Source organism: Gluconobacter sp. NFX36 (genome assembly GCF_049887835.1).
In the GTDB taxonomy this organism is placed as follows: domain Bacteria; phylum Pseudomonadota; class Alphaproteobacteria; order Acetobacterales; family Acetobacteraceae; genus Gluconobacter; species Gluconobacter japonicus_A.
Genome location: NZ_JAGEKJ010000013.1, coordinates 24,135 through 49,034 on the forward strand (window position 1 = coordinate 24,135; position 24,900 = coordinate 49,034).

General features: G+C 59.0%; 26 protein-coding genes. All 26 read right to left on the reverse strand.

From position 1 onward, the window contains the following. Positions 1 to 2: 2 nt before the first annotated feature. Positions 3 to 365, reverse strand: a complete 363-nt coding sequence (locus J4P41_RS12600) for a hypothetical protein (RefSeq protein WP_231877953.1) — start codon at positions 363 to 365, stop codon at positions 3 to 5. Continuing rightward, the gene (locus tag J4P41_RS12605; RefSeq protein ID WP_426067395.1) at positions 362 to 1,495 is read right to left on the reverse strand and encodes a hypothetical protein; all 1,134 of its coding nucleotides are present in this window, start codon (positions 1,493 to 1,495) and stop codon (positions 362 to 364) included. The genes J4P41_RS12600 and J4P41_RS12605 overlap by 4 nt, the downstream gene beginning before the upstream one ends. Beyond that, entirely contained in the window at positions 1,495 to 2,430 is a 936-nt protein-coding gene (locus J4P41_RS12610; RefSeq protein WP_426067396.1) for a type IV secretion system DotC family protein, read from the reverse strand. Before J4P41_RS12610 ends, J4P41_RS12605 begins: the two co-directional genes overlap by 1 nt. Then, positions 2,423 to 2,860 (reverse strand): DotD/TraH family lipoprotein, encoded by a 438-nt coding sequence (locus J4P41_RS12615; protein WP_426067397.1) that lies wholly within the window; start codon positions 2,858 to 2,860, stop codon positions 2,423 to 2,425. Before J4P41_RS12615 ends, J4P41_RS12610 begins: the two co-directional genes overlap by 8 nt. A 5-nt stretch (positions 2,861 to 2,865) precedes the next feature. Next, positions 2,866 to 3,573 (reverse strand): transglycosylase SLT domain-containing protein, encoded by a 708-nt coding sequence (locus J4P41_RS12620; protein WP_156474404.1) that lies wholly within the window; start codon positions 3,571 to 3,573, stop codon positions 2,866 to 2,868. After that, positions 3,570 to 4,361 (reverse strand): DUF1796 family putative cysteine peptidase, encoded by a 792-nt coding sequence (locus J4P41_RS12625; RefSeq protein ID WP_426067398.1) that lies wholly within the window; start codon positions 4,359 to 4,361, stop codon positions 3,570 to 3,572. Before J4P41_RS12625 ends, J4P41_RS12620 begins: the two co-directional genes overlap by 4 nt. Further along, entirely contained in the window at positions 4,358 to 5,872 is a 1,515-nt protein-coding gene (gene pilV, locus J4P41_RS12630) for a shufflon system plasmid conjugative transfer pilus tip adhesin PilV (protein ID WP_426067399.1), read from the reverse strand. Before pilV ends, J4P41_RS12625 begins: the two co-directional genes overlap by 4 nt. Then, complete coding sequence (gene pilM, locus J4P41_RS12635) at positions 5,869 to 6,345, reverse strand: type IV pilus biogenesis protein PilM (protein ID WP_426067400.1); 477 nt, start codon at positions 6,343 to 6,345, stop codon at positions 5,869 to 5,871. Before pilM ends, pilV begins: the two co-directional genes overlap by 4 nt. Before the next feature lie 6 nt (positions 6,346 to 6,351). After that, the gene (locus tag J4P41_RS12640) at positions 6,352 to 6,858 is read right to left on the reverse strand and encodes a type 4 pilus major pilin (protein ID WP_062106776.1); all 507 of its coding nucleotides are present in this window, start codon (positions 6,856 to 6,858) and stop codon (positions 6,352 to 6,354) included. Positions 6,859 to 6,934: 76 nt separating this feature from the next. Further along, positions 6,935 to 8,059: a type II secretion system F family protein gene (locus tag J4P41_RS12645; protein WP_426067401.1), complete on the reverse strand. Its 1,125-nt coding sequence runs from the start codon at positions 8,057 to 8,059 to the stop codon at positions 6,935 to 6,937. Continuing rightward, positions 8,056 to 9,699, reverse strand: a complete 1,644-nt coding sequence (locus tag J4P41_RS12650) for a GspE/PulE family protein (RefSeq protein ID WP_426067402.1) — start codon at positions 9,697 to 9,699, stop codon at positions 8,056 to 8,058. Before J4P41_RS12650 ends, J4P41_RS12645 begins: the two co-directional genes overlap by 4 nt. A 70-nt stretch (positions 9,700 to 9,769) precedes the next feature. Beyond that, positions 9,770 to 10,966 (reverse strand): type 4b pilus protein PilO2, encoded by a 1,197-nt coding sequence (gene pilO2, locus J4P41_RS12655; protein ID WP_426067403.1) that lies wholly within the window; start codon positions 10,964 to 10,966, stop codon positions 9,770 to 9,772. A 7-nt stretch (positions 10,967 to 10,973) separates the two neighbouring features. Beyond that, the gene (gene pilP / locus J4P41_RS12660; RefSeq protein ID WP_426067404.1) at positions 10,974 to 11,588 is read right to left on the reverse strand and encodes a type IV pilus biogenesis protein PilP; all 615 of its coding nucleotides are present in this window, start codon (positions 11,586 to 11,588) and stop codon (positions 10,974 to 10,976) included. After that, complete coding sequence (locus J4P41_RS12665; RefSeq protein WP_426067405.1) at positions 11,585 to 12,427, reverse strand: hypothetical protein; 843 nt, start codon at positions 12,425 to 12,427, stop codon at positions 11,585 to 11,587. The genes pilP and J4P41_RS12665 overlap by 4 nt, the downstream gene beginning before the upstream one ends. 120 nt (positions 12,428 to 12,547) lie before the next feature. Beyond that, complete coding sequence (locus tag J4P41_RS12670) at positions 12,548 to 13,273, reverse strand: hypothetical protein (RefSeq protein WP_426067406.1); 726 nt, start codon at positions 13,271 to 13,273, stop codon at positions 12,548 to 12,550. After that, positions 13,270 to 14,184: a toxin co-regulated pilus biosynthesis Q family protein gene (locus J4P41_RS12675; protein WP_426067407.1), complete on the reverse strand. Its 915-nt coding sequence runs from the start codon at positions 14,182 to 14,184 to the stop codon at positions 13,270 to 13,272. The genes J4P41_RS12670 and J4P41_RS12675 overlap by 4 nt, the downstream gene beginning before the upstream one ends. Next, positions 14,181 to 15,152 (reverse strand): TrbG/VirB9 family P-type conjugative transfer protein, encoded by a 972-nt coding sequence (locus tag J4P41_RS12680; protein WP_426067408.1) that lies wholly within the window; start codon positions 15,150 to 15,152, stop codon positions 14,181 to 14,183. Before J4P41_RS12680 ends, J4P41_RS12675 begins: the two co-directional genes overlap by 4 nt. Continuing rightward, entirely contained in the window at positions 15,149 to 18,307 is a 3,159-nt protein-coding gene (locus J4P41_RS12685) for a type IV secretion protein DotO (RefSeq protein WP_426067409.1), read from the reverse strand. The genes J4P41_RS12680 and J4P41_RS12685 overlap by 4 nt, the downstream gene beginning before the upstream one ends. Continuing rightward, positions 18,307 to 18,849, reverse strand: a complete 543-nt coding sequence (locus tag J4P41_RS12690) for a hypothetical protein (protein ID WP_426067410.1) — start codon at positions 18,847 to 18,849, stop codon at positions 18,307 to 18,309. The genes J4P41_RS12685 and J4P41_RS12690 overlap by 1 nt, the downstream gene beginning before the upstream one ends. 1 nt (position 18,850) lies before the next feature. After that, positions 18,851 to 19,252 carry a hypothetical protein gene (locus J4P41_RS12695; protein WP_426067411.1) on the reverse strand — a complete coding sequence of 134 codons (402 nt, stop codon included), beginning with the start codon at positions 19,250 to 19,252 and terminating at the stop codon, positions 18,851 to 18,853. A 53-nt stretch (positions 19,253 to 19,305) separates the two neighbouring features. Further along, the gene (locus tag J4P41_RS12700) at positions 19,306 to 19,851 is read right to left on the reverse strand and encodes a hypothetical protein (RefSeq protein WP_426067412.1); all 546 of its coding nucleotides are present in this window, start codon (positions 19,849 to 19,851) and stop codon (positions 19,306 to 19,308) included. A gap of 1 nt (position 19,852) precedes the next feature. Beyond that, the gene (locus J4P41_RS12705) at positions 19,853 to 21,070 is read right to left on the reverse strand and encodes a hypothetical protein (RefSeq protein WP_426067413.1); all 1,218 of its coding nucleotides are present in this window, start codon (positions 21,068 to 21,070) and stop codon (positions 19,853 to 19,855) included. Between the two features lie 57 nt (positions 21,071 to 21,127). Beyond that, complete coding sequence (locus J4P41_RS12710; RefSeq protein ID WP_426067414.1) at positions 21,128 to 22,375, reverse strand: DotG/IcmE/VirB10 family protein; 1,248 nt, start codon at positions 22,373 to 22,375, stop codon at positions 21,128 to 21,130. Next, positions 22,372 to 23,298, reverse strand: a complete 927-nt coding sequence (locus tag J4P41_RS12715) for a DotH/IcmK family type IV secretion protein (protein WP_426067415.1) — start codon at positions 23,296 to 23,298, stop codon at positions 22,372 to 22,374. Before J4P41_RS12715 ends, J4P41_RS12710 begins: the two co-directional genes overlap by 4 nt. Continuing rightward, positions 23,299 to 23,946 (reverse strand): DotI/IcmL family type IV secretion protein, encoded by a 648-nt coding sequence (locus J4P41_RS12720; protein ID WP_426067416.1) that lies wholly within the window; start codon positions 23,944 to 23,946, stop codon positions 23,299 to 23,301. After that, positions 23,946 to 24,704: a hypothetical protein gene (locus J4P41_RS12725; protein ID WP_426067417.1), complete on the reverse strand. Its 759-nt coding sequence runs from the start codon at positions 24,702 to 24,704 to the stop codon at positions 23,946 to 23,948. The genes J4P41_RS12720 and J4P41_RS12725 overlap by 1 nt, the downstream gene beginning before the upstream one ends. Between the last annotated feature and the right edge of the window lie 196 nt (positions 24,705 to 24,900).

A 24,900-nucleotide genomic window follows, 5' to 3' on the forward strand; every position in this document is an offset into this window, starting at 1 on the left:
GCTCACCGTGCTTTGTTTCCCAGACGGTTCAGTGTCTCGAATTGATGGATGACCTGTTGATGGGTCCTCACGAGAGCCTTTGAAAAGCCGTCGCTTTGCTCTCGTGGACCGTGCTTCTGATGCAGTGCCTCCATGTACCCCGAGATCGGCTCTAAAAGAGAAGACGGCGCGCGGCTTACGTCATACCCGTAATAAGTTTTGCGAGACGCTACATGGTCGAGCTGAACAAGCGTCAGGGTCATCGCCCGGTCGAGCTGAAGAGCTGGCACGGCATAGTGCTCTGCCACCCAGTCCCGCAGCGTGTAGGCCGCGATGCGCGCGCGGATAAAATCGGGCATGAGGGCAAAAATTACGGAATCAGTCATGATCTGCCGAAAGTCTTGAGAAGGCTGGAGATTTGAGGTGTTGTCAGCGGGTGTCCGGCAACGCATTCGGCTTTCCAGTGTGCCAGCGCTGCTGCCGCTTCCGGACAAGCGGCAATCGCCATGACATACGGTGGAAGTCCGTCACGCGGGTAAGACGCCGCCGAAAGAACGAGCCAGAGGTCTCGGTCCAGGAACTGGATGGCTGCAAAAAGCCCAGGATTGACGACGCCCGCCTTGAGGCGGGCCTCCTGGAGAAGAGACAGGAGTGCGGGTCGAACGAAGGCATGCTGACTCGCCAGCTGCAAAGTCGCATTGAAATCGTTGGCGCGTAACAGTCGATCCAGCTTTCGCAGAAACCGGGCCGAGACTTGTCCCGAAGAGTTGGGAGCGCCATTTTTCAGGGAGCCTTTAAGCTCTAGCGATAGATCTTCCAGAACACCCTGAGCTCGATCTTTCTTCCTTTGTATAAAAAGAGAGAAGGCCACAAAGAGACATTTTTCTGCTGCCGTGGCAGTCGTGGGGCCATTCCACACGTTGCCAAGCTGCGCCTCAAGGGCCTTGAAAGTAGCGTCCTGCAACTCTTCAGGAGAGTTTCCACAAACGTATCGCGCCCTCCACTCATCAAGGTTGAGCGCCGGATCGAGAGGCGCTAGGGGCATTTCGGGAGGCGAGGGCCGCACCAGCTTTAACCCCTTGCCAAGCCACGCTGCGCCCAATGGATGGATCTCCGCGAGTGCTTTCTGCAGTCCTTCAAGGCCGAACCGCTTGCGATGACGCTCCAAAGGCGCGCGGGTCAGGCACAGACCCGCAAGAATGACGAGCAAGACAAGAGCCGGCCACCGGAGAACCGACCCCGTCAGCGTGCAAAGCGCCCAGAGTGTCGATGCAGAGACACGCTCAGGGATGGCCTCCCCAAGATTGAGGAGGACCGCGTCATAACGGTGCGTGAAGAGTCCAATCAGCCGCAGCTCGTAGCCTTGCACGAACAGGACGACTTCGACGATCTGGGTGTGGAACTTCAACCAGAGCAGGAACGAAAACAGAGCAATTCCAACGCAGACGCCGATCAGCAGACTGGCAATGCGCTCGGGATCGTGGGATCGCGTGTTGGGAGCCGGGTTAACTGGCATTACTGGCCTCCCTCTGAAACGTGCCAATGGGCGCGGTTCGCATCGAGACCGGGTTGACTGCGGATGCGAAGTTCCCGGTCATCGAGACGCATCAGATCGGCGCCACCCTGAACGTCGCGGTGCAGCTGAGAGACCTCCGGGGCTGCCACTTTTCCGGCTCTTAACAGAACCCTGTAACGGCCCATGCCCATGACATCGCGTTCCATGCGCGACAGGTCATCGAGAAAGATCTCGACCGCCTGCCGTTGTCCGGCTGCCCAGCCATAAGCCACCCCGGTTCTCCAGACCTCAACTTCATGTGGCGTGCGTGGGCGGACCGCGTCGGCTGGTGGGGAAGGGGGTGAAACAGTGCGTACAAGCCATGTGCGCCATTGCGGCACGGCCGTTACAAGCTGAGCGCGTCGTGTAATCTGGTAGATCGTACCTGTCTCCCGGGCAGTCTGGCCACTTGGATCGAGAGCGACTGCCATTTGCGCTTCTGTGACCACGGGTGGTCGGATAAGGGTCTGACCGTTCCCGGCTGGGAGCACCAGAGTGCGGAAATCCACTTTCTGGTCCAGAATATGGGAATATCGGCGCAGGAGCTCATTGATTGCGTAGGATTCTGCGGCCCGCCCGCCTTGGGCGCCATAGGCCCAAGCCGCACTGCGGACAGCACTGTCGCGCCCGTTCCCGCTTTCCTGTTTCGGGGAATAGCCGGGGCGCACGGCCATCATCGCTTCGAGCGACGACGGCCTGTCCACGTCAGGAATATCCGGGGCTTCCGCTGCCCCGGTGACAGGCGTGTCGATTGCATTGCCTGCTTCCGGATTGCCGTCGGGTATCTCCGGGACAGGAAGATCCTGAGGGGGTTCTGCGCGTGCATAGGCGGTGAACCCACAGAGCGATGCCGCAAGAAGGGCCGTCCGAAAGGTAGAATGCCGAGGCTTACGCATTCCAGGTAATCCTTATGACGTGGTGGGGGATATCAACCCAGATGTCGGCATGACCCGCTGACGCGGCCGCCATTTCGTCCAGCAGGCGCCCGAACGTGGTCGTCTTCTGATAAACTTCTATGATCGGCGGCGCGGCGCGCGGCGGGATGTCGGTCTGATAGCCGATCCGTGTGGCGATCAGCCGGACACCCTCATCGAGAGGTCCTTGCCAATTCCAGCTGACAGGTCGGTTCATCTCGGCCGGAAGAACAGAGCCCGCCCGTACCAGAGGAAAACGGACGGCACCAATCTGGTCGAGTGCGGACAGAATATGATTCATGTCCTGATCGTAGGGATGCACAGGCGGCGGGGTCTGTTCGCTGCAGGCACAGAGGCCTGACAGCAGCAGAAAGGGAAGGCCGAAGGGTCGGCGAAGAGGGACGTGCCACATGTCGTCTATGATGGAGGAGACGTTTGTGAGTGCGCAGCAAGCTGCACGTTTTTCCAGACCTTACGTTGATAAGCCACGTTGTACTTGGGCGTACTGGAGTTGTAATTGCCGACCCGCCTCCAGAATTCTGCGGCGTTGTCAGGGGTGTGCCCCCCAAGTGCGCCGGCCAGAACCCAGGCACCGATGTGGATGTTCAGGCAGCCATCATTAATGATCTGGTCTCGTGTGATCCCCATGCGGGCGAGTTCTGGCAGGTGCATCGAGTTCACCTGGGCAGGCCCCATGTCATAACTTCCGTTCAGGTTCCGGCTGATATGTCCGACCCGACCACCCTCAGTGAGTAAAATAGCCCGGTAGAGGAGTTCGGGCAGATGATACTGTCTGGCTGCATGGGTGATGCAGGCCCCGAGAGATCCCGTAAAACCCGTGGCAGGAGGTGACGCCGGCTGGTCCCGTTCCCGGACTTCAGGCAACGAACGGGCTGTGCCCGCCCATGCAAGGATCCATGCTCCGGCCGCAATATTCATGCAGGCGTCGGATCGGACCTCTTCAGGATCAAATCCGGCGCGCTGGAGGATTGGCAACCAGCGAGGGTCAATTTTCATGACACCAAGGCCGGGTCCCGACGCATGGTCTACGACACGCTCAATGGAGGCGATGGGCACGCTATAGGCGTGTGCGGCCAGTGCGGCACAGGGCGGAAGCGCTGTCATGGGAGAACGACCGGATGCAGGTGATACTGGTAAATCAGCCGCAGGATCATGAGTTCGTCGAGAACGTCAGGGAAATAGCCAAGAGCGCTCTCGTCGGACACGGGCCTGAAGTCATACAGGCGTGATCCATTCTGTTCCTGAGACAGTTCAAGTCCCACGCTTTCACCATTATCGCGCTGCGGGAGAAGCTGAATTGCCAGAAGCTCGGCGTTGGGCGTGAGGCGGCTGATCAGGTCAACCAGCTCCCTGAAATGCCAGCCAATGGGATTGGAAGGCCGGGAGATCATCACAAACAGCTTTCCGTTTCTTGACCTCATCAAACGCCGGTGCCGGTCAATGCACCGCGTATAGTATCTGCGATCTTCAGGGGTCTGCGGATCCTTATGCGGGAACATGTCCTTCACCCCGAAGCGATCACGGAAGGCAGCGTGACCGTTTTCGCCCGGTTTGGGGAGAAAGTCCGCAAAATCGGTTTCAAGACAGTGCCGGATCATTCCGGGGGTTGCATGGACCCAGTCGAAGGGCAGTGCGCCCGTGCGCAGGTCGGCGTTCCGGAGAATGGTTGCTGGCAGACAGTGTGTTCCAAGAGGAATCACATGCTTGACCCGATGCCCGCCAATCGTTCTTACACCGTAATTAGGCATCTTGGAGGAACGTCGATGCTTGTATCGACGCAGGGTTGTGCGCAAGGACATGAAGAGTTCCGGCGTAAAGTCATACGTTCCGCTCTTCACGCCCGAAACGTCGGGCGTGATCACGGTCTTGGGCAGCGTGAGGGCGTCGCTCATTGGGCGCTGCACAGATGAAGGGTTGAGTATCCATAATTGCCGTACCAGATGGTCTCGATCCCGAGGTCTTCTGTGCCGGCAGGGCAGCTGTAACCGCCCGTGATGCTGTTCGTCCGGTTGTAACCGGCAAAACCATTTGTTGTGGTCGGCACATAACCTGAGATCTGGGCCTGTGGTGCACGCCAGACACCGCTTTGACACACCAGAAGCAGTCCAGAGTTATCATTTTTAGTCGCTAACGCGCCGTTCGGACTGCACCCGTTTCCTGGCCACGCATTGCCATTATCGGTTCCCAGCCGAACAGTGGTGGCTGAAACATTCCCTGCTCCAAGATCGGCCGCGCTGCCGTCGGCATGCTGCACATAGGCTGCTCCAGGTGCCCGGATGGCCAGATTGTCATTGTCGCCATAGAAACACGCATTGCCGACGTTGAAGGCACAGCCGTTCTGCATCACACGCACCGAGTTCTGAACTTCGAGGCGGTCGCCGATGCTGACATATCCCTGATTGTTCACATAGGTTCTGACATTTCCGCCTGTCCCAACGCCGAGGCCGCCTTCGAAATAGCCATCCCAGCTATGGACGCCCCCACCCCAGCCGGTCGGCAGACCCACATAAGGGTCATATCCGCGCGTCCCGATGTTAGAACCAAAATGCCCTTGGCCGGCCCATAGATCGGCCGATGACCCATCATAATGCTGCAGAAAGACAGCGCCTGGTGTTCTGACGGCAGCATTATTGTCGTCGCCGTACAGGTAGGCACTCGCCACCTTCACCCCGCCATAGCCGCCGTTCGGATTGCCTCCTGCGAACACGCCGCGCGTTGCGTTGACATCATTGGCGTTATTGATGCTGTTGCCGCCCATATCCAGCGGGGTTCGCATCGTGTTGAGCTCTGGGTGCCCAGCCACGGCGGTGCGATACAGGTAGTCGTTCGTCGTCACGCCAGCGTCCGATGACCCCGCACCGGCAGAGACCAGACCGACAAGATGCCCAGGGCCAGGGTTGGGGAGGCCCGCCATATTGAAACGCCAGGTTCCGCTTGCGCCGTAAGCCGTGTCGGCCGTCAGTCCACCAAGCATGCCATCATAGGGAACAAAGCCACCCTGATGCCCCGTCATAGACGCGACAGAGACTTCGTCCTTTGGAATATAGGACGTACCGCCACTGCTTTCGATGACGGCACTCAGCACACCAGAGGTCGGCTGCTGGATGTAGACACTCCAGATCTGTCCGTCCGGGTTTGTCGCCGTGAACGCAGGCGGAAGGTCGTGTTCGCTGATGAGCGTTGACAATGCAATCTGCGTGGTTCCGCCAACCGGAACAGCAGCCGTCAGCTCGCTGGTGTGCGCGTTTTCATATTGTCCGGCTGCCCGGATGAGATCCTGAAACTGTCCGGCTGTCACGGCAAGACTACCCTGACGCGTGCCATTTTCGACCATGGCGTAATAGCGCGGCAGGATCATGATACCGATCACCGTAGCGATCATCAGTGCGACGATTGTGTTCATTGATATCCCGTGCCGCTCAGGCTGATGTAGGAAACGGCGTCGCCATCTGGCACTGCGACCGGAAGGGCTCCCATGTCACCCGACGCAGGGGTGAACCAGTGCCCGCTTCGCGCTGTTCCAAGGGAAAGATCGCCATTCGCCAGCAGGATTGCCCGTGAAATATCGGCGGCTTCCATAGGCATCCAGGCAATGACCGAGACCGACTGACCCGTACCCGTGATGCTGTTTTGCGCGGTTGTGACCAGGGCAGCGTTGCTGTCAAGGGTCAACGCGCTGAGAGGTACAGAGGATCGGGTTGCCGGATGGTTTTCGAGGTAGAGAAGCAGGGCCGCTTTGTAGGCAAGCCAGGCCTGCGCAGTCTCGGTCGTTGACACCAGGGGGGACGGCAGATTCTGTCGTTGGATGACCCGAAGGCCATCCATTGAACTTGCGGCCATGATCACCAGAGCCAATGCCAGAAAGACGTAGGCCATACGGGCTCAGTTCGAGTATTCGAAGGTGACACTGACCTGCGAAACCCCAGACGTTGCATTGCAGTTATTCGCGATATTCACTGCGGCCTGAGGATCGGACATTGCGACTTCGGAGCCGTTAATGGCTACGCGATCAGCGTTCTGGCTTCGCGCAAAGGTGGCACACGCATCACCATCGACATTCGTCCACGCTTCGGAATGACCTTGATTCCATGGGGCAATAGTCACCTGGGAGTTGCCCCACGGGCCAAGAATGGTCGATCCATCACCATTTTGCATCGACTTGGGAACAAGCCCCGCCTTGATGGCTACGGAATTGTCGAGCCCTGTGTAGTTGCGCGTGGTCATGCCGCCATTGATGTAACTGGTGATGTTGGTGGCAAGCTGGCTCTGTTGTGATGCCGCGGTGCTGCCGTTGTTCTTTGCAAACACGGCGTAGCCCCCAACAAGGACGGCGATCAGCGCAAGAAGCACCGCCCCGGCCTTGATGAGGAGTGAGACAATCTGATCCATGATAATACTCCCTGATATGGTCCTGGGAGCATTATCGAACGGGTCTTTGTGAGTGCGGACACACCCGGGCTAACAGTTACATCGGCCCGATATCGCTCATGCCGGAACCGATGTTGTTCGAGGCGACAATCAACGCGCCGGCAATCAGCATCATCATTGCGTTCGCAAAGCCTTTCGCTGCTGCCGCCTGCTCCAGGGTCGTGAACTCGATCTCATCAGCCCAGGCGCGACTTGACTGCAGAAGACGGTCATAAGCTCCTGCGCCGCCCCAGCTTGCTTCGATGTCGTCAATGACTTCGGGGGACGGGAAGGCGAACCCGGAATCTTCCATAGCCTCGGGCAGGGACATGCCCCGTGGACCCAGACGGTCAAGAATGGCTTCGAGGCGTTCACGAAGCCAGGGTGTGGCAACCTGCATCTGATGGGTGAGGGCTTCGGTATCTGTCATCCCGGCCCGAACCAGCGCAATAAAACTCGAGATCCAGATGTAACCCTGAATATTGCGATAGATGGACCAGGGTGCTGCGCGCTCGAGAAAAACCCGAAGAGGCCCTGTCAGCTTTGTGAGACTGAGCCAGAGCAGTATCAATGCCCCAACCAGGCCACTGAGGATCAGGACACCATTCAGGCCGGTCGCGAGACTACTGGCGAAAACAAGCATATCCTGTGACGTACTCGCTTTCATCTTCATGCCGCCGTTCATGAGTAGCGAGGGAATGACCATTTTCGCGATCGTATAAAGGAACGCGAAGATGATCCCGACATACATCAGGGGCTGGCCAATCGCACTCCTCGCCGCCCGCATGATGCGACCTACGCGGGTTTTGATATCGCACAACAGATCCATCGCGGAGGCGATGTCGTCTCCTTTCTCGCCGGAGAGGATCATCATGTATTCGTCATGCGGGATGAAAGGCCTCAGCGCCTCGGCAAAGCTCATGCCTTGGGCGGCCATCCGATGCAGCACCTTGTTCAGAATCCTCGGCACAGAGGTCTTTTTTCTGCGCTCCTGCTGACGGATATACAGGAGCATGATGCGTTCCAGCTCTGACTTCTGCCTGAGCCTGATGGCGATCATCCGATACAGCCGAGCCCGTGTCCGCCATGTAAAAGCGACATGGATATCCATCCACTGTGCAAGGTCCTGCGTAAGCCGCGGTTTTTCAGCCGCCGCAGAGGTGTAGACAATTCGAAGGCTCATGACAGTTTTGCCCCTGACAGTCGTTCGCTCATGACGGCGTCACGTGTTCGGATCCGATCAATGGTCGCCGTCACGGCAAATGGATCGACAAGCCCCTGGAAGACACGGCCCATTGCTGTCTCGACCATCGACGGATCGGCGTCGGGCCGGGCTCTGAACCGATGCCGGGCGATGGCTACGCCATGATTGACGAAGTCAGACATCAACTGTTCGTCCGTTTCGACAACCTCGGCAACCGTGGTTCGACCGGAGATGCCGGTACCGAAGCAATGAGGGCATCCTGGCCCTTTTCTGCGGACTGCGCTGAGATCGTCGCCCCATGTCGGGACAGCTTCGCAGGTCCTGCGTGGCAGTCTTTCGTCAGCGACGGTCCACGGAAGTGAACAGTGTTTGCAAAGGACTGGAAGCAGACGTTGCGCGACGACGCCCCGGACGATGGAGGCATTGCAGGTCGTGCGGAAACTCAGGCGTTCGAAATCCATGTTCTGAAACCGCAGAGGGTAATCGAACAGATCATCCACATGGAGTGTACTCATCACGAAATGACCTGTCTGAGCAGCATCAAAGGTGGTCAGGGCAACTTCGCTATCGCGCATCTCTGCGATGGACAGGTCATCCGGATCCATACGTAGCGCGGTCCGTAGGCGCCCACGGAACTCGCGACCAGCTTCTTCAGCGGTCAGGGCATTCGAAATGTCGAGTTGGATTCCCCACGGCATCGGGTACTCGGCAGGCTGGGCGATCTCGACCATGCGGCGCTCCGGCTGGGTCCTGGCTTTGTGGCGCGCGATCTCGTAAAGCAGGGTCGTTTTCCCGGATCCGGTCGGGCCGGTGCAAATGAGGATGCCTGAAGGCGAGACGGCGATATTCAGGATGCGGTCAACCTGGCTTTGCGTGAATCCATATTCGAGCAGTTTGAGCTTACCTTCAGGTTTGCGCGGAGTTCGGAACGCAGTCTTCTGCTGCGGCTGACTTCGGCGATTGCCTCCCGATTTCACGGACTGAAGGCGGATGATCATGAATTTTCCACCTTCCGAGACCGGAAGGCAGGGGCCTTTGACAATACGGACGTTGGCGAGCCCCGTTCCCTTGAGAATATCGCCAGCAATGCCTGCGTCCTGAAACGAAAGGTCGCTGTATGCGCTGTCACGTGAGGTCGCCATCGTGTACATCGCCCGCAAAAGACGATCCGCATGCTCGTTCGTCAGCTCATGGGCAACTACGAGTGAACCGTTGATTCGAAACAGGACCTCGGTGTGGCGCTCTTTGCGGTGCAGGTGGATATCAGACGCATCGCTTTCGGCTCCTTCGCGAAGAAGAGCCAGCGCCTCATCCCGAACTTCGGCGTCTTCACCTTCTTCTGTGTCCGAAAGGCTTCCTGTTTCATGGGCGTTCTGAATGCGGGCCGTCACGTCACTGATCGGCTCCCAGATAACCTTCAGGCAATCCAGCTGGGGATGCCTGCGCGTATTGGCAATCCAGTCGAGAGCGTCGGCTGAACGCTGCAATCTCTGGTTGACATAAACAGTCTGGTTCACCGGATCGAGATGGATCTGGCTTCGCAACCCTGTTGGAATTGTCAGAACATTCGACGATGTCCCGACTTTCTTTGGCTTTGTCTTTTTCAGAAAAGCGAGCATTTCAATGGTCTTTCAGGTCTGGCGCTGCGCTAGGTGCGGGCCGGGCGATAGTCGGCCCCGCTCCTGTGACCTAGTTCGAGGTCCGAAGGGATGGCTTTGGCGTGGCAGTGACAGGCGCAAGCGTGTGCGTAAAAGAAACCTGCATCTGCCAGGAACCCGTCTGCGACGCCGACTGGGCGGGCAAGACAGTCCGTGAAAGTGATGTGACCCTAAGGTTCTCAAAGGCGTCCCAAGGAATGTCCCGCGGATCAGTCTGAAGGCTGAAGGACATTCGGGTGGTCTCTGTTGGCACCTGTCTCCCGTTCACCAGAAGATTGAGCTTTGACGAGTTAAGCGCCGGAATGACCCCGCTGCGCTGCAGGATGCCGATAAGCGTGCGTTCATTATAACCCGCTACCGTGTCCGGCCGTTTCCTGAAGCTGTAGGACAGGGGACGGTGCGTCACGATGGCGTTTCCGTTGTCCATAAGCTCACCCTCTGGGGCATCAGCCATACTGCCGCCAGTTCGGTACCAGTGCAGATCGATCACGTCGCCTTTGCAGGACGCATGGTCCAGGGTCCAGCCGGACGCATACGGAGAGGCGGGGATCATCGACACGCATCCGTCGATCCATTCGGATGGAGGGGGCTCACGCTTCGCGACGACTTTGGGAAGCCGTTTCGCGCTCTCTATTAAAGCCTTGCGGGCGAGTTCCCGACGTTGGTCCAGAACGTGCAGATGGTAGAAATACGATGCTACGCCGGTAAGAAAGAGAAGGCCGATGACAACGGCCGCAGACGTATAAATGGGGGCGAGCGAGGTTGACCGGACCTTGAGAGGAGCGTCTGGCAGATCTTCTAAAAGCGCTTCAAATTCGCGGGACGAGAGAAGATCTCTCTGGTCGAACGGATAGCCGGAGAAGGTCGAGCGAACAGCTTCGATCGCCTCTTCACGATAGACGCCGTCTGACCCCGGCAGAGGTAGCCCTTCTTCGTCGGTGGCAATGATCCAGAACTGGTCAATCCCGACCTCGTATTCGCCGTAGTATCTCCCCCCGAATTTCTCGCTGATGGCCAGCGCGAGGCTATGAAATGGCTCTTTGGTGTCGACGGTCTCAGCGGACAGGAATCCAACATGCTGAGGGTAAGTCCGGCTTTGCACATAGTAATTGCTGCTGAACTCGGCAGCCACCTTGTGGACAGTCAGCAGGGACGGGGAGCGCTCGAAGCTGCGCCATCTCAGATCGCCGACCCAGACCCGTCTCTCGTTGCGGATGAAGAATGCCATCGGATACTCAGCGTGAGTAGGTCGGTGGAGGGAGCGTGTTCGACCCGCCTGGAATGGCAATGATCTGCGTGCCGCTCGGCTGACTTCCGGTTGCGTTCAGGCGGCTTCTGGACCCGTTGGAAGAGATCTGGACGCCCGAAGGTGTCACTGCGAGCACGACGCTTCCGTCCGGAAGTGTAACCCCCTTTGACACCTCGGAGGTGCTTCCGTCTGCAAACCTGAGAATGGCAGACGCCGTGTGATTGTAAGGATCAACCAGCAGGGCGTCATAGGTGGGAGGCTTGGGCAGGCTCTTTGGGAGAGGATGGTCGTCGTTCGATGCTTCACGCGGAGGTGGCGAGAGGGGCGGTGCCAGCTGCGTATCAAGCGCCGCCCAGGGGGCTTGTCCCTGAACCTGTTTCTCATTCTGCTTGCGCTCGTTCGCAGTGATAGCCGTTGTCAGGTCGGACGCTGCCTTTGCCTGTTGAAGATACGTCAGACAGGCGTTGTTCTGATCAATCTGCGCCATGCTCAGAACCTCACCAGTGGCAGGCTCATTGAGGTGCTTTGCGCAATCCAGTGTCGCGGCCTGCGCCAGGCCGGGCAGAGTAAAAGCGACCGCTGCTGCGATGAGGTGTTTCATAGGGTGCGAGCCTCGACCGTGACGACAACATGAGTTTTGGAAACCTGGGCGTCGCCCCCGCCACCTGTGACCCAGTTCAGGGCTGAACCGACACCGTTGCGCGTGCGGGATGTTGCATCGTCGACATAGCCGCTCAGGACGAGGGTTGAGCCGTTCTGTAGAGCCACTGTGTCATCAAGCGACGTGTTCGAGCTCTTGGGCGCCTGAAGGCTGGAACCATTGGACGTAATGGTCTGAATCGACAGAAGCGTCTGGAGGAGGAAATTCACCCTCAGAAGAATGCGGTTATCGACGATCTTTGGCGTCACCGACCCCATGAAGCCGGACATGATGACCCCAGGAGACAGCGAGTTGGCAGATCCGGCATTGGTCGCGAGTGTCGTCGTCGTATTCGCAAGATATGTCGTGTTGATACCGTTCTGGAACGGAGCTGTAACGCCGTTGGTCGTCACCACGCCCCGATCATACTGTTCGGTGACGTTACCGAGCTGCTGAAGCGCCTGGACGACAAACTTGGTCCCGGAGAACTGTCCTGTTGCTCCGGTCGCCGTATCGAGAATGGACGCACCAAAGCTGAATGGTGTGTCCGCACTCTGCAGGGCCGGAATTGCGGCAGGCATCGCCGCCATTCCGAACGCCTTGCCGTAATTCTTGAGGGCAAGCTGCGGACTCCAGCCGTAGTTGCTCTCATGCGACACTTTGACAGTGTAGACATGGACCTCGACGGCGACCTGCTTCATCAGGCCATCGTTCAGGTTCTTCATCCAGTCGTCGACACGCGCGATCTGGTCGGGCGTGCCAGTGGCGGACAGCGTGCCCAGGCCTTCATCCGCGACCACGCTTGCCCCTCCTGACACGATCTGCGCGGTGTGTTCGATGGTCTTCCAGCGGTTGGTCTTACTGGTACTCGATACCGAGGCGATACCAGAAGACTGTCCTGAAGACTGACCCGACGAGCTTCAAGAGCCGGTAGATGCCCCGCCGCCACCCGAGCTTCCCGACGATGACCCTGACGATCCCGAGCCACCACCCGTGTAAGCTATGATGGACGTGTTTGCCTGTGTGTCGCCCGCAAAGGCAGGCACGGTGAAGGTCTTGGTAAGCGTGCGGTAAAACTCGACATGACCGTCGACGAAGCGCTGCCACACCCCAAAGCGCGTGGCGAGAGCCTGGAATACGCCTTCCCGTGTGCCGTCATACTTCAGCCAGTCGCCGCTACCGTTCCAGCTCTGCCTGGCACTCTTTCCCTTGTTTCCCAGAGCGGCTGACATGGCAGACATCACCGGGGGAGGGGGAAGATTGGTTCCATTGAAACTGACGGATTGTGGCGTCGCCGTACCGATCTCGCTACCATCGTCGGCATCCTCCGCATCCGGCATGATTCTGACAGGAACGCTTGTCAGGCGGCTGGCCAGAATGGCCGCGTCCCGAAGCGACGTGGGGCGCGCGATCGTTATGGCGGCGGGATGTTTCAGGAGGTCTGGAATGGGATCGACATCCTTTATCGCGTCACCAAGAAGCCAGGGCTTGTCGCTCTCTGAAATGACCGGGATGTTCGGGACGTGCTGACGCTCGGCCGTGTTCATGACATCGGCTTCGCGATGCTGGGCGTCCTGGAAGTCCTGGCATCCGGAGAGAAGTGTACCGGCTGCCAGTGTTGCCAGGAATGTGGTTCGTAGTTTCATCGGCCGCCTCCTGGCGAAGTTACAACGAGGTATCTGTTAGGGGTGTGGAACTCCGCCCGAATGGACTTCCCTTCGTCCGATACTGTCTGGATGACGGACGACATGACGGTTTTGAAATCACCGTTGAAGGTCGTCATGGCCGGCACCATCCAGTTCAGGGAGACTGGCCAGCTGATCTTCCAGCCAGCGCGGTCAGCCCAGGCCATCATCTGGTCCCGGATGGGTTGCCCTTCCACAAGCGTCCAGACTTCCGCAGGGGGCTGAAGCTTCACCAGCGCCGGATGCTCCGGATCCACGGGTGCCTGGACAGGGAGTGGCTTGGCTTCGACCGCATCCGGATGGGGTTGAATGACGGGGTTTTGTGGGGCCAGCTGGACTGGACCGGGTGGTGGCGTCTGCTGAGGTTTTTCAGGGGCAGGCAGCCCCGAAACCAGAACGTCCTGTTCAGGGATCTGGAGCGTCAGGGACGCACCGCTCCGAAGGCTGCAGCTGCCCTTGCGCCTCAAAGCTCCGGCGTTGTCATGTCCGTAAAGACAGGTGGCAACAGCATCTTCGACATCCAGTTCCACCAGAAGATCCGCCCCTAGGGGAGAGACGGCATAGCGCACGGTCTGCGCCCCCGGATATGGCATGCCCTGTGGTGAGAGAGCGAAGCCCCGCTCGCGCAGGGTGTCCGTCAGCAGGGTCTGGGCGTGAGCGTCATCCGGGCCGATATAGGGTGCGAGGCGCAGGACTGTTCGCCCTGCATCCAGACTATGTGCAAGGATGTCCGCAATGAAGACGGTGAGGGCGGACGTGTCTCGAAAGCCCGCTCCGCTGATGTGGGACGTTTGTGACGGCGGAACTTCGGTGCAAGCGCTCAGGAAAGCGAGCAGCGACGCCACTGTGAGAGCATAAGGACGGCGCGTCATGCCTTTCCTCCATGAGAGATGCGAATTGTAGGAGAGCCGGGGTCGTTACCGATCAACAGGGCGTCAGTGACGGGTAGATCGACGACGTAAGAGTCACCGACCGTTCGGTACGGCTGGGTTGCGGTGGTGGAGGGTGACAGCACAACCAGACGAGGGGCGCTGTTGATCCCACCGGGCGGAAACTGAATGTAGGTATGATCGCCCTCGCGGTAGATCCGCAGAGGCTTCCATCCCGGGCTGCTACCTGTCATGTGGAAGTCAAAATCTGGCGTATTCCGCATGGCCAGCGCCTCTGGCGACGGCGGCGGCTCGGGCTGCGTCTGCGGATCGCCCGAAGCATAGCTGTAGGCAATGCTGCGCATTGAAGGGCCGACGGGATCAAGAATGACGATGTAAGAGCGTCGACTGGTCGAGAAGCGCAGGATGGACTGCCTGGCGGCCGGGTCAGGCGTGAGTGCGACGGCCCATGCAGCGTGAATGCCGTGTGTTCCACGCACAAGATCTGTCCGCCATCCGGCTTTTGGCTCTACAGCAAGAGCCTCACTCGCGACCGTCTCACCCGGCTGAAGACGAAGAATGCAGAGGGTGCCTGGCGCGCAGCGCACCCGCGCATAGCCATCGCCGTAAGCGAACCACGTCAGGCCCGCCTTACCAGCAAGCGGGCTGGCTTCATGCGGTGCAGCCGGTGGGGATATTACCGGCGGTGAAGATGCCTGGGCTTGTGGCGCAAGATTGATCGGGTGGGAGGGCGTGACAGCAAGCGCGGTTGTTTGTCGAACCGGCGTATCGATCCTCTGATTCAGGCTCCCCAAAAAGCCGTTGATGCGATCAAGGCTTTTTTGCAGGGCCAGCTCGGGTGACGGCATCCCCGGAACATCGACTGTCACCGGGGTCTCGGTATTCTCACCCGCACACCCGCTGAGCGCTGCAAGGCCGACGAGGGGAAGCATGAAAAGAGCGTTCTTCATGCTGTTAGTGTGGCGGACTCCTTTGTGAGTGCGGACAGTTCCTCTTCAGAGGGCATCCGGATGACCGTACCCAGTCCGACGCCATCCCGGAGTTCTCTGGCAATATCCTCGATCACGCCGCCGAGGGCGGTGCTTGAATCCTGACCGGCTTTCATCCGGACGTCTTCGCGACGCTCGATTTCCTGCTCGGCCGATCCCCGTGGGAAAACCTTTGCGAGGCGTCGACGTGCTTCCGTCGTTCCTAACGCGTCATAAAGGCGGCGGCGCAGCGCCGTGTCCTTTGGACTGGTGGAGAGAGCCCAGAGTTCAATCGGCCCCATGAGATTGAGAACGAAAAGCTCGTAGAGCTCGTGATTTACGCGCGTCTGCCAGATGAGTGGGGCACCGCTTCCATCGGCCCGAGGGCCGTTCAGTCCATTGCGTACGATGGCCTGCGCAGCTGAACTCAGGCGAAACCGTTTGCAGATCTCATTAGCTTCCTCTTCGTCGCCTGCCCCCAGGATGAAGCGACCGGTAGAGTGAGAGATGAGATAGTCCCCGAAGTCGGCGAGCTTCTGGCTGGCAAGGCCGATTTTTACGTTGAGCTTCGCGCCGCGCCGTGCCGCCTCTTCGAACTGCTTTTGCACGAACGGGGCACCTGCGGTTCTCTGGAACTCGTCGCACTCAATCCGCTTGAAGCTTTCCCGAAACTCCTCGAAACGCTTGCGATGATACGGACGCACATGGAGAGGGACGTATTGGGCATCCTCTGGATGCAGGAAGAAGTTGCGCGAAGCGATCTGAAACCCCAGAAGATACATCAGGTCCGTCTGACGTTGCGCCTCTCCCTGACCTTCCGGCGCGACCCGGTCAATGTCGATGACCACAATCCGCGCCTCTCCAAGATCCAGACGTGTGGGCTTTGTCAGACTTGGAAACTTTGCGACGAAGTGATTCAGGTACCGTCGGAAGACGTCAATGGAGGACTCTGCGCCGCCTGTCGGGTTCGTCTTGTTGAACTCCATGCGGATGCGCTCTTCACGCACGACCTCGACGAGATCGCTGATAACGGGAACGGCAAACTGTGTTGCGCGGTGCGCCATACGCATGTCGCCGGCGCTTGCCAGCAGGTCTGCAACTTCCCACCAGGACGTATTCCGCGTCGCCACAAGACGATGATGCGCAAGAGCCGCGTCGATGCCCGAGCGATCAACGCCCTCACGGTACATCTTTGGCCGCACGGAGGGCCCCGTGTCAGAGAAGTATTCATACGCGGCCGTAATGAGGGCGTCGATCAGCTGGTTCATGCCTTCGAAGTCAGAACCATCGAGCGGCTTACAGATCTGCGCGATGAAATTGGTCAGAAACGTGCGGTGATAGGGCAGCGGTGCCCGGCAGCATGTTTCGGTATCGAAAATATTGTAAGCGTGTTCGTCAATCAGCTGAAACGGAATATGGATTGCAAGGTGCCGGTCTTCCTGTCGCAAGCCGGCCTTGACCATATCGATAAACCCTGAAGACGAATCCCCAACATCCATTTTCCCGATCAGGGGCAGTTTGGCGCCTTGAGCTGTCATTGCAGCAGGGCTCAGGACCGTGGCCAGCAGGAGGGCATTGGCCAGCATGGATTTGCCGCGACGGGAAGGCGCTACGAACAGGTCAAGTACCGCCTCGCGCCCTGAACCAGCGGGGTCATAAGGAACCACGGTGCCGTCGTTCGCACGAAACAGCATTGCGCCGTCGGCCCAGGGCATCCCTGGCCTGGCCCATGGCATCATCGTCAGAATCTGGGACATCGGGCCAGGGGTCGGGGGTGCGGTCGAGGCAAGGGCGATCCCGGGGACGGAAGACAGCACACCCGCAAGCGGATCTCCACACACGCGGCTGGCCTGAGCACTGTCCCAGGACTGGATGGCCTGTTCCAGCCTTGAGGCGCGGGTGCGGAGTGCCTCGGTGTCACCGGCGTTCGAGCGGGTGGCGAAGGCCATGCGCAGCTTGACGATGCTGTCACTCTGGCTGTTACGCATGGCCTTCAGCTCTTCGAACCCCGAATTAATGGGGGTGTTGGAGCCAAACTTCAGGAACTGTGCGATCGTATCCTTCCACACCATGTAACCCGGCCGCACGCCTTCTATCAAAGCTGTCGCACGCCAGGGCATGCGACGACCCGACAGACGCGCTGCAAGCTCGGTAAATGTGGGAACAGGTTTGTTGCTCACGCCTGGTACCGGCATTTCGGGAACCCGCGTCAGTTCGATCGGGCTCCAGTCGAAAACACCCATGCGGGCCGTGGAGAAGTCAGGCGTACTGGCATCATCCCGGAAGAGTTGTTCACGCAACGGACCCCAGAGGGCAGCCGACGCATCAGGAGGAGTGTCGGTCTCAGGAATGGTGCCGCCTGGTTTGCGAAGCGGCGTTGAGGGGGTCCACGAAGACCCTATCGTATCGGGATAGAGTTCGTGACGAATGGCCTGAAGACCCTCCTCGGGGCTGAGAATGTCCACCTGTACAGCTTCTGCACCCAGAGCATCGCAGGTGCCCTGCACGAAGGTCTGATGGATGGTCCCGAGTTCGAGACTTCCCAGAAGTGGGTTCTGTGCGTCACCAAGTGGCGGCAGACCCTTGAGGCGGTTGGCCCGTTCGCGCTTTGCCTGTGACACCTCCTGCGATGACAGGCATGCAGGCCTTGTCCAGAGCACGAGGTACGTGCGTTCCTGACGCATGAAAGGCGGAAGTACCTTCTGTCGTTCCGTGAAGATGTCTTCGAAATCGGCGTTCAGCGCACCTGCAACGGTCCGTCGTTCATCGAGGTTTCGCCGGATGCTCTCACCAACACCCTCAGGATCGGCGACATAGCAGAACTGCAACGCATGCCCGGGTCGGCTGAACTGACTTCCTAAAGCCAGACGAAGTCGCGAGGACGCCGCAGCGATTTCAGCCCCGTTGGCAATCCGCCGCATCCCCCGCAGGCGGATGACGGTGGCGTAATCGCCCTGGAACGTGATCAGGCCGCGCTCATCGCAGGTTGCCAGATCGCAGAACGATGTCACGTCCCGGTGCAGGAAGGTTGATGCGGCCGCAATCCAACGCAGGACACCATCGAGGAGGGAAGCTTTGGATCGGGGAAGACGCGGATTTTCCTGCTCATCTGAGGGCGCAGATTTTTTACGTAACATCAGCGTGCCACTGCCCATTCTTGAGCCGCGTCGAGATAGCGGCGCGGATTATCTGGAAACCACGTGCCCCTCATGAGGACCCGCAGTCCTGTTTCATGGGCTTCCGGAAGAGGATTGCGAGAGAGGCTCTTCAGAGCGGATCGGTACAGAGACGGGCGGTCCGTACCGATTTTCTCTATTGCCCCGAGGCGGCAGGAGAGAAGCGCCTCGAAGGCGCGCTTTGCGCTGAGCGCCTGGCCTGAAAGTGCCTGATCATAAACGGTGTGTCCCGCTGCTCGTGCGGCCACATGAAGTGCTGTAACACAACGGCCCAGAGCGCCTTGATCCAGATGCGGGAGCCAGATCAGCGTCGCGACATCGTCTATACCGGGCTCGTCAAGCGCGTATGCGGGCGCACAGGTCAGGCAGAGGGGTCTGCCCGCCACGCTGACTGCTGCGAGCATGTGCTCGCAGCAGGTGCAGTGCCCGCTAGATGGTGCCTTCAGGTCCTCGACCGTCAGCTTGTTTTTGCCGGTCGAGACGAGTGGACGTGACGACGGCATCTTACTTGTCGAACTTCATCTGCTGCTGCTCGCCCGTGACACTCGGCGCGGTACCAAACATCGTGAAAGACGCAGTCTTGGCGAGGAACGGAAACGCCAGAAAGATGCCGCCGCAAATGAAGCCGGCGATGATCATGCCCGGCTTTGATCCTGCGTTCGGATTCCGTTGATGCTGCCACCAACCGAAGATCGCCATGGCAAGCAGGAGACCACCGCCAATAAAGCAGAAAGCGTTCAGCGCCATGCCAAAGGCGTTCATCCCCTTCTGGGTTGCATCACGCGTGATGTCGTCAATAGCCTGAGCATGTGCTGCGGAAGCGAAAGCAAGAGATGACAATGCGACAAGCGAAGGGGCCGCGACCATCAGGGAACGCTTCAGGTGTGTGTGGGAGGTCTGTGTCATAATGACTCCGGAATAGACGCTCTCGGCGTCGACTGTAGGGTGAAGGTGTGGGGTCACTGCACAAGCTTCAGTTCTTTGAGGAGTGCAGGACCAAGGACGTCTGCGTTCATCACGAGGAATCCCGCTATTCCCATGACCATGTTCAGGCCGGTGGAACTGTTGTTCGCGCCTTTCGCCCGGCCCATCTGACGCACGATCGCGAAATAGACGATCAGCGCGCCATAGGCTGCGAAATAGACATGAAAGACATTGAGGATGGCCGTCAGGGCAGCCAGCGGGCCGCCTCGGGCCGCTGTCATCAGGGTATCTGACGAGAAGCTCATCTTGGTCGGTGTGCCGATGCCCGCATTGCCCTCGAAACCGAGGGTTCGGTTTCCCATATTGAGGAACTCGGGAAACGACAGGAAAGTCGCACCGACAAGGATCATCATCTCCGGAACCACGCCCTTGGAGAGTAATCCGTTACTGATGGATGAGCGCTGAAAGATGCCCATAACGCCGCTCAGGAGAAAGCAGCCTCCGCCGACGTAACAGAGAAACGGAAGCAGCCAGGACAGTGCGGCACCAAGATCCTGAGCGAAGTCGAAAAGTCCTTCCATCTTAGTGGATCAGACCTTTTGGGGTACGCACGACCCACCGAGACCCTGAAGAGGTAATCGTGATGACCGGCCCCCATCCGGGGATGACGGAGCCGGCTTCGACGCGGCTGGCATTGCCCTGTTCGTCCTGGAGAATGGCAATTCCTGGCGCTCCGGCCTGTACTGTGTACTGGGGCAGATGGACGGGGGCGGCCTTCGGCGTGACGGGTTCCACGGCCGGGTGAGACTGCGCGACACTTACGGCCCGGGGGGCGACAGGTGCGGCGTTGCTGTGGTCACGAGCAAAGTGGGCGGGTGCGGACTGACTCGCTTGGAGGGCACGATCTGTCTGGTCTTCGTGATGCTGAAGTTCGTCAAGACGTCCCTTGAACTCGCCAAGACCGCGGTTCAGCGTCGCCGTCAGGTTGTCCTGCATGGCGTCGACGTTTTTCTGCAAGGCCGCCACATGATCATCCAGCGCTTTCAGCTGTTTGGCCATCTCCAGTTCGAGAGCTGCGTCCGGGGATGGGGATGCGACGGAAGGCACGGGGGCCGCAGCCGGAGCGGCAGACACAGCCGACTGAGCCTGAGGCGCGGAGATCGCCTGGCTCGTCGGGACCGTTGCGGCGTTCGGCACACCCTCTGCGATAGCGGGCGGCGCAGGGATGGCTGGAGCCGATTTGGCCTCAGCCGGCTTCGTGGCGGCCGGGGGTACGACGGGGGCTGTCATGCCCTCGCCACCGAAAGGGTCGTCGTTCTGAGCGACAGTGAGGTCCTGGGCCCGCTTCTCTGACACGTCGGGTGTGCCAAGTGCTGGGGGTGCCAGCGCAAAGGCCGCTTTCTGAGCCGCAGGGGCCGCGGGCGCATTTGGTGTGCCGGTGACCAGTACGCGGGGTCTGTCATTTACAAACGGGATCGGCACGCCAAAATGTGCACCGACTGCCACAGCGCCGCCAAGCAGACCACCTGTCCCAAGCAGCGCTAAAGCGGTACCGACCAGAAGTCTGCTTCTTGGCGCTCGGGTAGCACCGGCTTCGTTGCCATTGTGTGCATTCAGAGGCTTGCGGCCGTTCTCTGCCGTTTCCTCTGGCGCATCCGCCCGGTTGCCCGACAGATCTGCCTCCGTTGGCATCCGGCCGTTCTCGTCCTGTTTGCCGTGCCGTTCTGTGGAGCGCTTCTGGGGTCGCAGCATCTCCACAACCTCCCCTGTATCCTCACGGCGCATTGCGTTTCCTCGCATGCTGATGGTCCCTCCTGTGTCGTAATTGCAGGATGCCAGAAGCCGTTGTGAGTGCAGTTAGGGGACGTCGACGGGATCCGTGAAAATCACTCCGATTGGATCATCCTTATGAAGAAGAACCGTCGGGTTCTGAGGCGTTTGCTTTTGCAGGATCTGGCCCATTTCCTGTCCAGCCCGTCCGGCAGCAACACCAAGCTGTTGGGGCAAGGTCAGATGCGTGAACGAACTCACGCCCAGCCCGCTGGTCACACTGTTTGTGTTTGAGTTCTGCATCGCGTTACCGAGACCCTCGACAAAAGCCGCGGCGGCCGGAAGAAAGACGCGTGTCGGGAGGTGTTCATGCACTTCGGAGGCGAGGCCGGTTTCCATGGTGTCGGGTGCTACCGCATAAGCCGAGACCGGCAGCGGATCGCTGTCACCGATCATGAGTTTATCGAACTTGATGACCAGCCGTTCGTCTTTGCGCTCGAAGGAGCCTGACAGCCTGTCGTGGGCCAGTGGTCCTGAATCAATCTCGACGAGAACCGGGGTGCCGGGATAGTCGCTGTTAATACCAAGAAGGGAATGGCCATAGACGCCTCTCCCTGCAGCAAGGAGCCTGTGGGTCGCCGGCTTCACGGTTGCCACATTTTGCTGTGCTGCACTCGCGCCTGATGGAGCCGCCTGAGGTTCCTGCGTGAAAGACGCCCTGTCCTGTCTACCACCACCTGCCGCTGTGGTTTCCGCTGGAAGTTCCATGTCCAGCGAGGCCGGCCTGCCGCTCCATGCAGCCAGTAGCTCCACTTCCTGTGCCTCGGAAAGTTCTCCTGGGCGCCGCTCCCGGCTCGCGGGCGGTTCGGAGGCTGCCTTTGTTCCTTCCGGAACGCGCGTAAACTGATTCACAGCAGGAGGCGGCGGTGTCCGAGGCGTCCCCGGGGGTGTCACGCCAGCATTTGTTGCAGAACCAGTGCCGGGCATCCGACCCAGCAGGGGGGCTTTATCATCCCCAAGCGGCCTGTCTGTCGTCAGCGCGCTTGCAAAAGATCGTCCATTGGCCTTGGCGGCGTCGGCGTCAGCCTTTTCCTTCATAACGGTTGCGCTGTCGAGCTTGTCGGAGTGATTGTTTCCTCCGGCTGGCGGCGCAAGATTTGGGGTTTGCAGGGCCGCTGACTTCGGTTTTGGCGCTGAGCCGTGGCTCATCATGTACCACCCACCTGCAGCCACCACGAGAAGGCCTGCGGCCGCGAAGGCCGGGCGACGAGACGCCTTGAGACTGGTGGCTAGGCCGCTGGCAGATGCGGCCGGTCCTGGATGCGCCTCGCTCACGGGCCGTCCTCCGATAATGTCGCAGAGATGATCCGGGCACCTGAAGACAGGAGCACGTTCGATGTCTCGGGGATTTCAAAAATGCCAATGCCGTATTCAGTCTCATGGGCGCTTGGAGCAGGAGAAATCGGCGTGTAATCCGTGCGGAGGTACATCTTGTCGCCCAACTTCCACGCTCTAAGCCGATCGGGGCTGACCCCAGAAACACGCAGGGGAACGGCATCGGCGGGTGGCGCGCCATCGAGCATGGCTTCGAGATTTCGGTCACCCGTAGCCGGCGCGTCAGGCTCGGAATTGGGCGCGTCCTTCGCGTTTGGACCGCGTGCGGCAACGCGCACGGTCAGATCCGCATCATAGGCGCCCGTGCCACTGATGATCATGAAAGAGATCGGCTTTGGCGCGCCCTTGAGATTGACCAGGACACCACCATGAGCATAGCGCGAGACGGGCGTCAGCTGCAGGACGTTCGAGCCGGCCTCCGGAACGCAGGCATTGATTCCGACACTGCGCACGGCCGAGTTCTGACCCTGACCATGAGCGTCGCAGCCGCCGCTTTTATTGGTGGCGATATCCCAGGCAATCGGCCATGCCTGACCCGTCTCATCGAGAAACGTGATCGCTGCGGGATAATCCTGCGCAATCCTGATGATATTGGTCTGAGCACCCGGGGCAAGGGAGATGCGCACAGACCGTGACACAGGAGTGGCCAGACGGTGAGGATCTTCCGCTGCGTCGAGGTTTTTCTGTCCCTGATCGACCCGGTCATAGAAGTGTTGCATCGCACTGGGAGGTGGCGGCAAGCCTTCGTAAATCGGATCGACCCGTGGCTCCCCATTGCTGTCACGCGTGGTCTGGGCGCAAACCACCGCTTCGGGAACTGCTAGCAGCAGAAGCCCGATGGCCGCTCTAACTGCGATGTGCATTCAGCCTCCGTTATCGGCGGCGCGAGGCGCATTGAGTTCTGTGATGACAAGTCCGTCAGGATGCTCGGGACTATTGGTGCGCCTGATCGTCACGTCTACCGCCAACAAATTGGTGGTCGATCCTGAGGCGTTCTCCCACTTGAGCAGCATTGGAAATGACACATGCCACTCGTAGTCACCGCTTCTCGTTTTTCCTTCGGAACGTATCGATGGTGCACTTTTCGGTGTGGCGGTCAGAAAGACACGTTTGGCCTTGATGAAATCAATATTACCCGGCCCCGAGAAAGACTGGCCCCAGGCGTTCCATGCGGCAAGATCGAAATCTTTCGCAGAGGCGTCCAAGTGCTTGGCGTAAGTTACGAAATCCATCGTATAGAGATTGGTAACCTTCTTCGCGGCCCAGTTGTTCACCTCGGAGTCAGAAAAATACGGTTGATCCGTGACGATCAGCTCCCGCGGTTTTCCAAGCGAGTCATGATAAATGTATCGAACGTGCGGTGTCTTCATCACCGACACGGTGAGCGCCAGTCCCAGAATGACGTTGAGGATCAGACTTCCCAAAAAGGCAATGAGTCCACGCTTGATGACGCGTTGGAGGAATTCCGGATCAAGAAGTCGCCGGCTGATAGCAGCGGACGCATTACGCATCAGTGGAAGCATCCCGACGCGCGGCGCTCGACAAGACGACTGCCCAGATAGCTGTAATGTTGCTGGCGGCGATCCTTCGGATGCTGGAAAAACACTGTGTTCGTGATGCCACAGGTCCTGGCAATCATCTGACTGGCGAGTGTTGCATTTTCGGCAACAGCAAACGGGTTTTCGGTCGGAGAAGTGCGTAACAGTGTGAAACCAGCCCGGCTCGGAAGCCCAGCTCGTTTAGCGGCCATACAGACAGTATTGTACTTCAGTCCGAAGTATTCAGCGATGAAGGCAGGCGAATAGAGCCTCTTCCACAGATCAGCAAGAAGATGCAGGGACTGTGTGTTCCAGATGGCTCTTCCAGGCGCCGTTTTTGGAAACGCGCCCATCATTGCCGACGACGTATCGTTATGATGCTCGTTCACGATTGTGGAATTTTTTCGAGCTTGTGCAGCATGTTGGCGCTTCAGTGTCAGCGGACGGCGCAATCCCAGTCGCTTCGCTTTGTTCGCGACAGCCTGCGGACTTCTTCCGAGCCTCTCGGCAATGACCTTGATCGCCGTGTCCGTCGGATAGATTTTCGTAAGCAGTGTCGTCTCGTTGTGAGACCATAGCCTTCTGGTTTTCGTGAGCTTTAACGATATTTCTTTACTTGTTGTTAACTCTTTTAGAGCGGGAACATGACAGAAGAACTTTTTTTCGGGCAAACTGATCCATGGTGGAATAGGGCCGGCATGAAACTTCATTTCTACAATGCTTGCCTTCATGGTATTCTTTACATCCGTCGAAGCGTTAATATATCGTCAAACAGCCTAACCGCTCGCGTCGCAAAATGTTACCAACGACTGGTCGTTTTTGAGGAACTGTGTATTTCTGCAACACCTCGTGGCAGCGGCGGCAGAGTCCCGAAAACTAACGAGGCCGCGTTTTAGGAATACCCCCATTCCGTTTTTGCATGGCTCG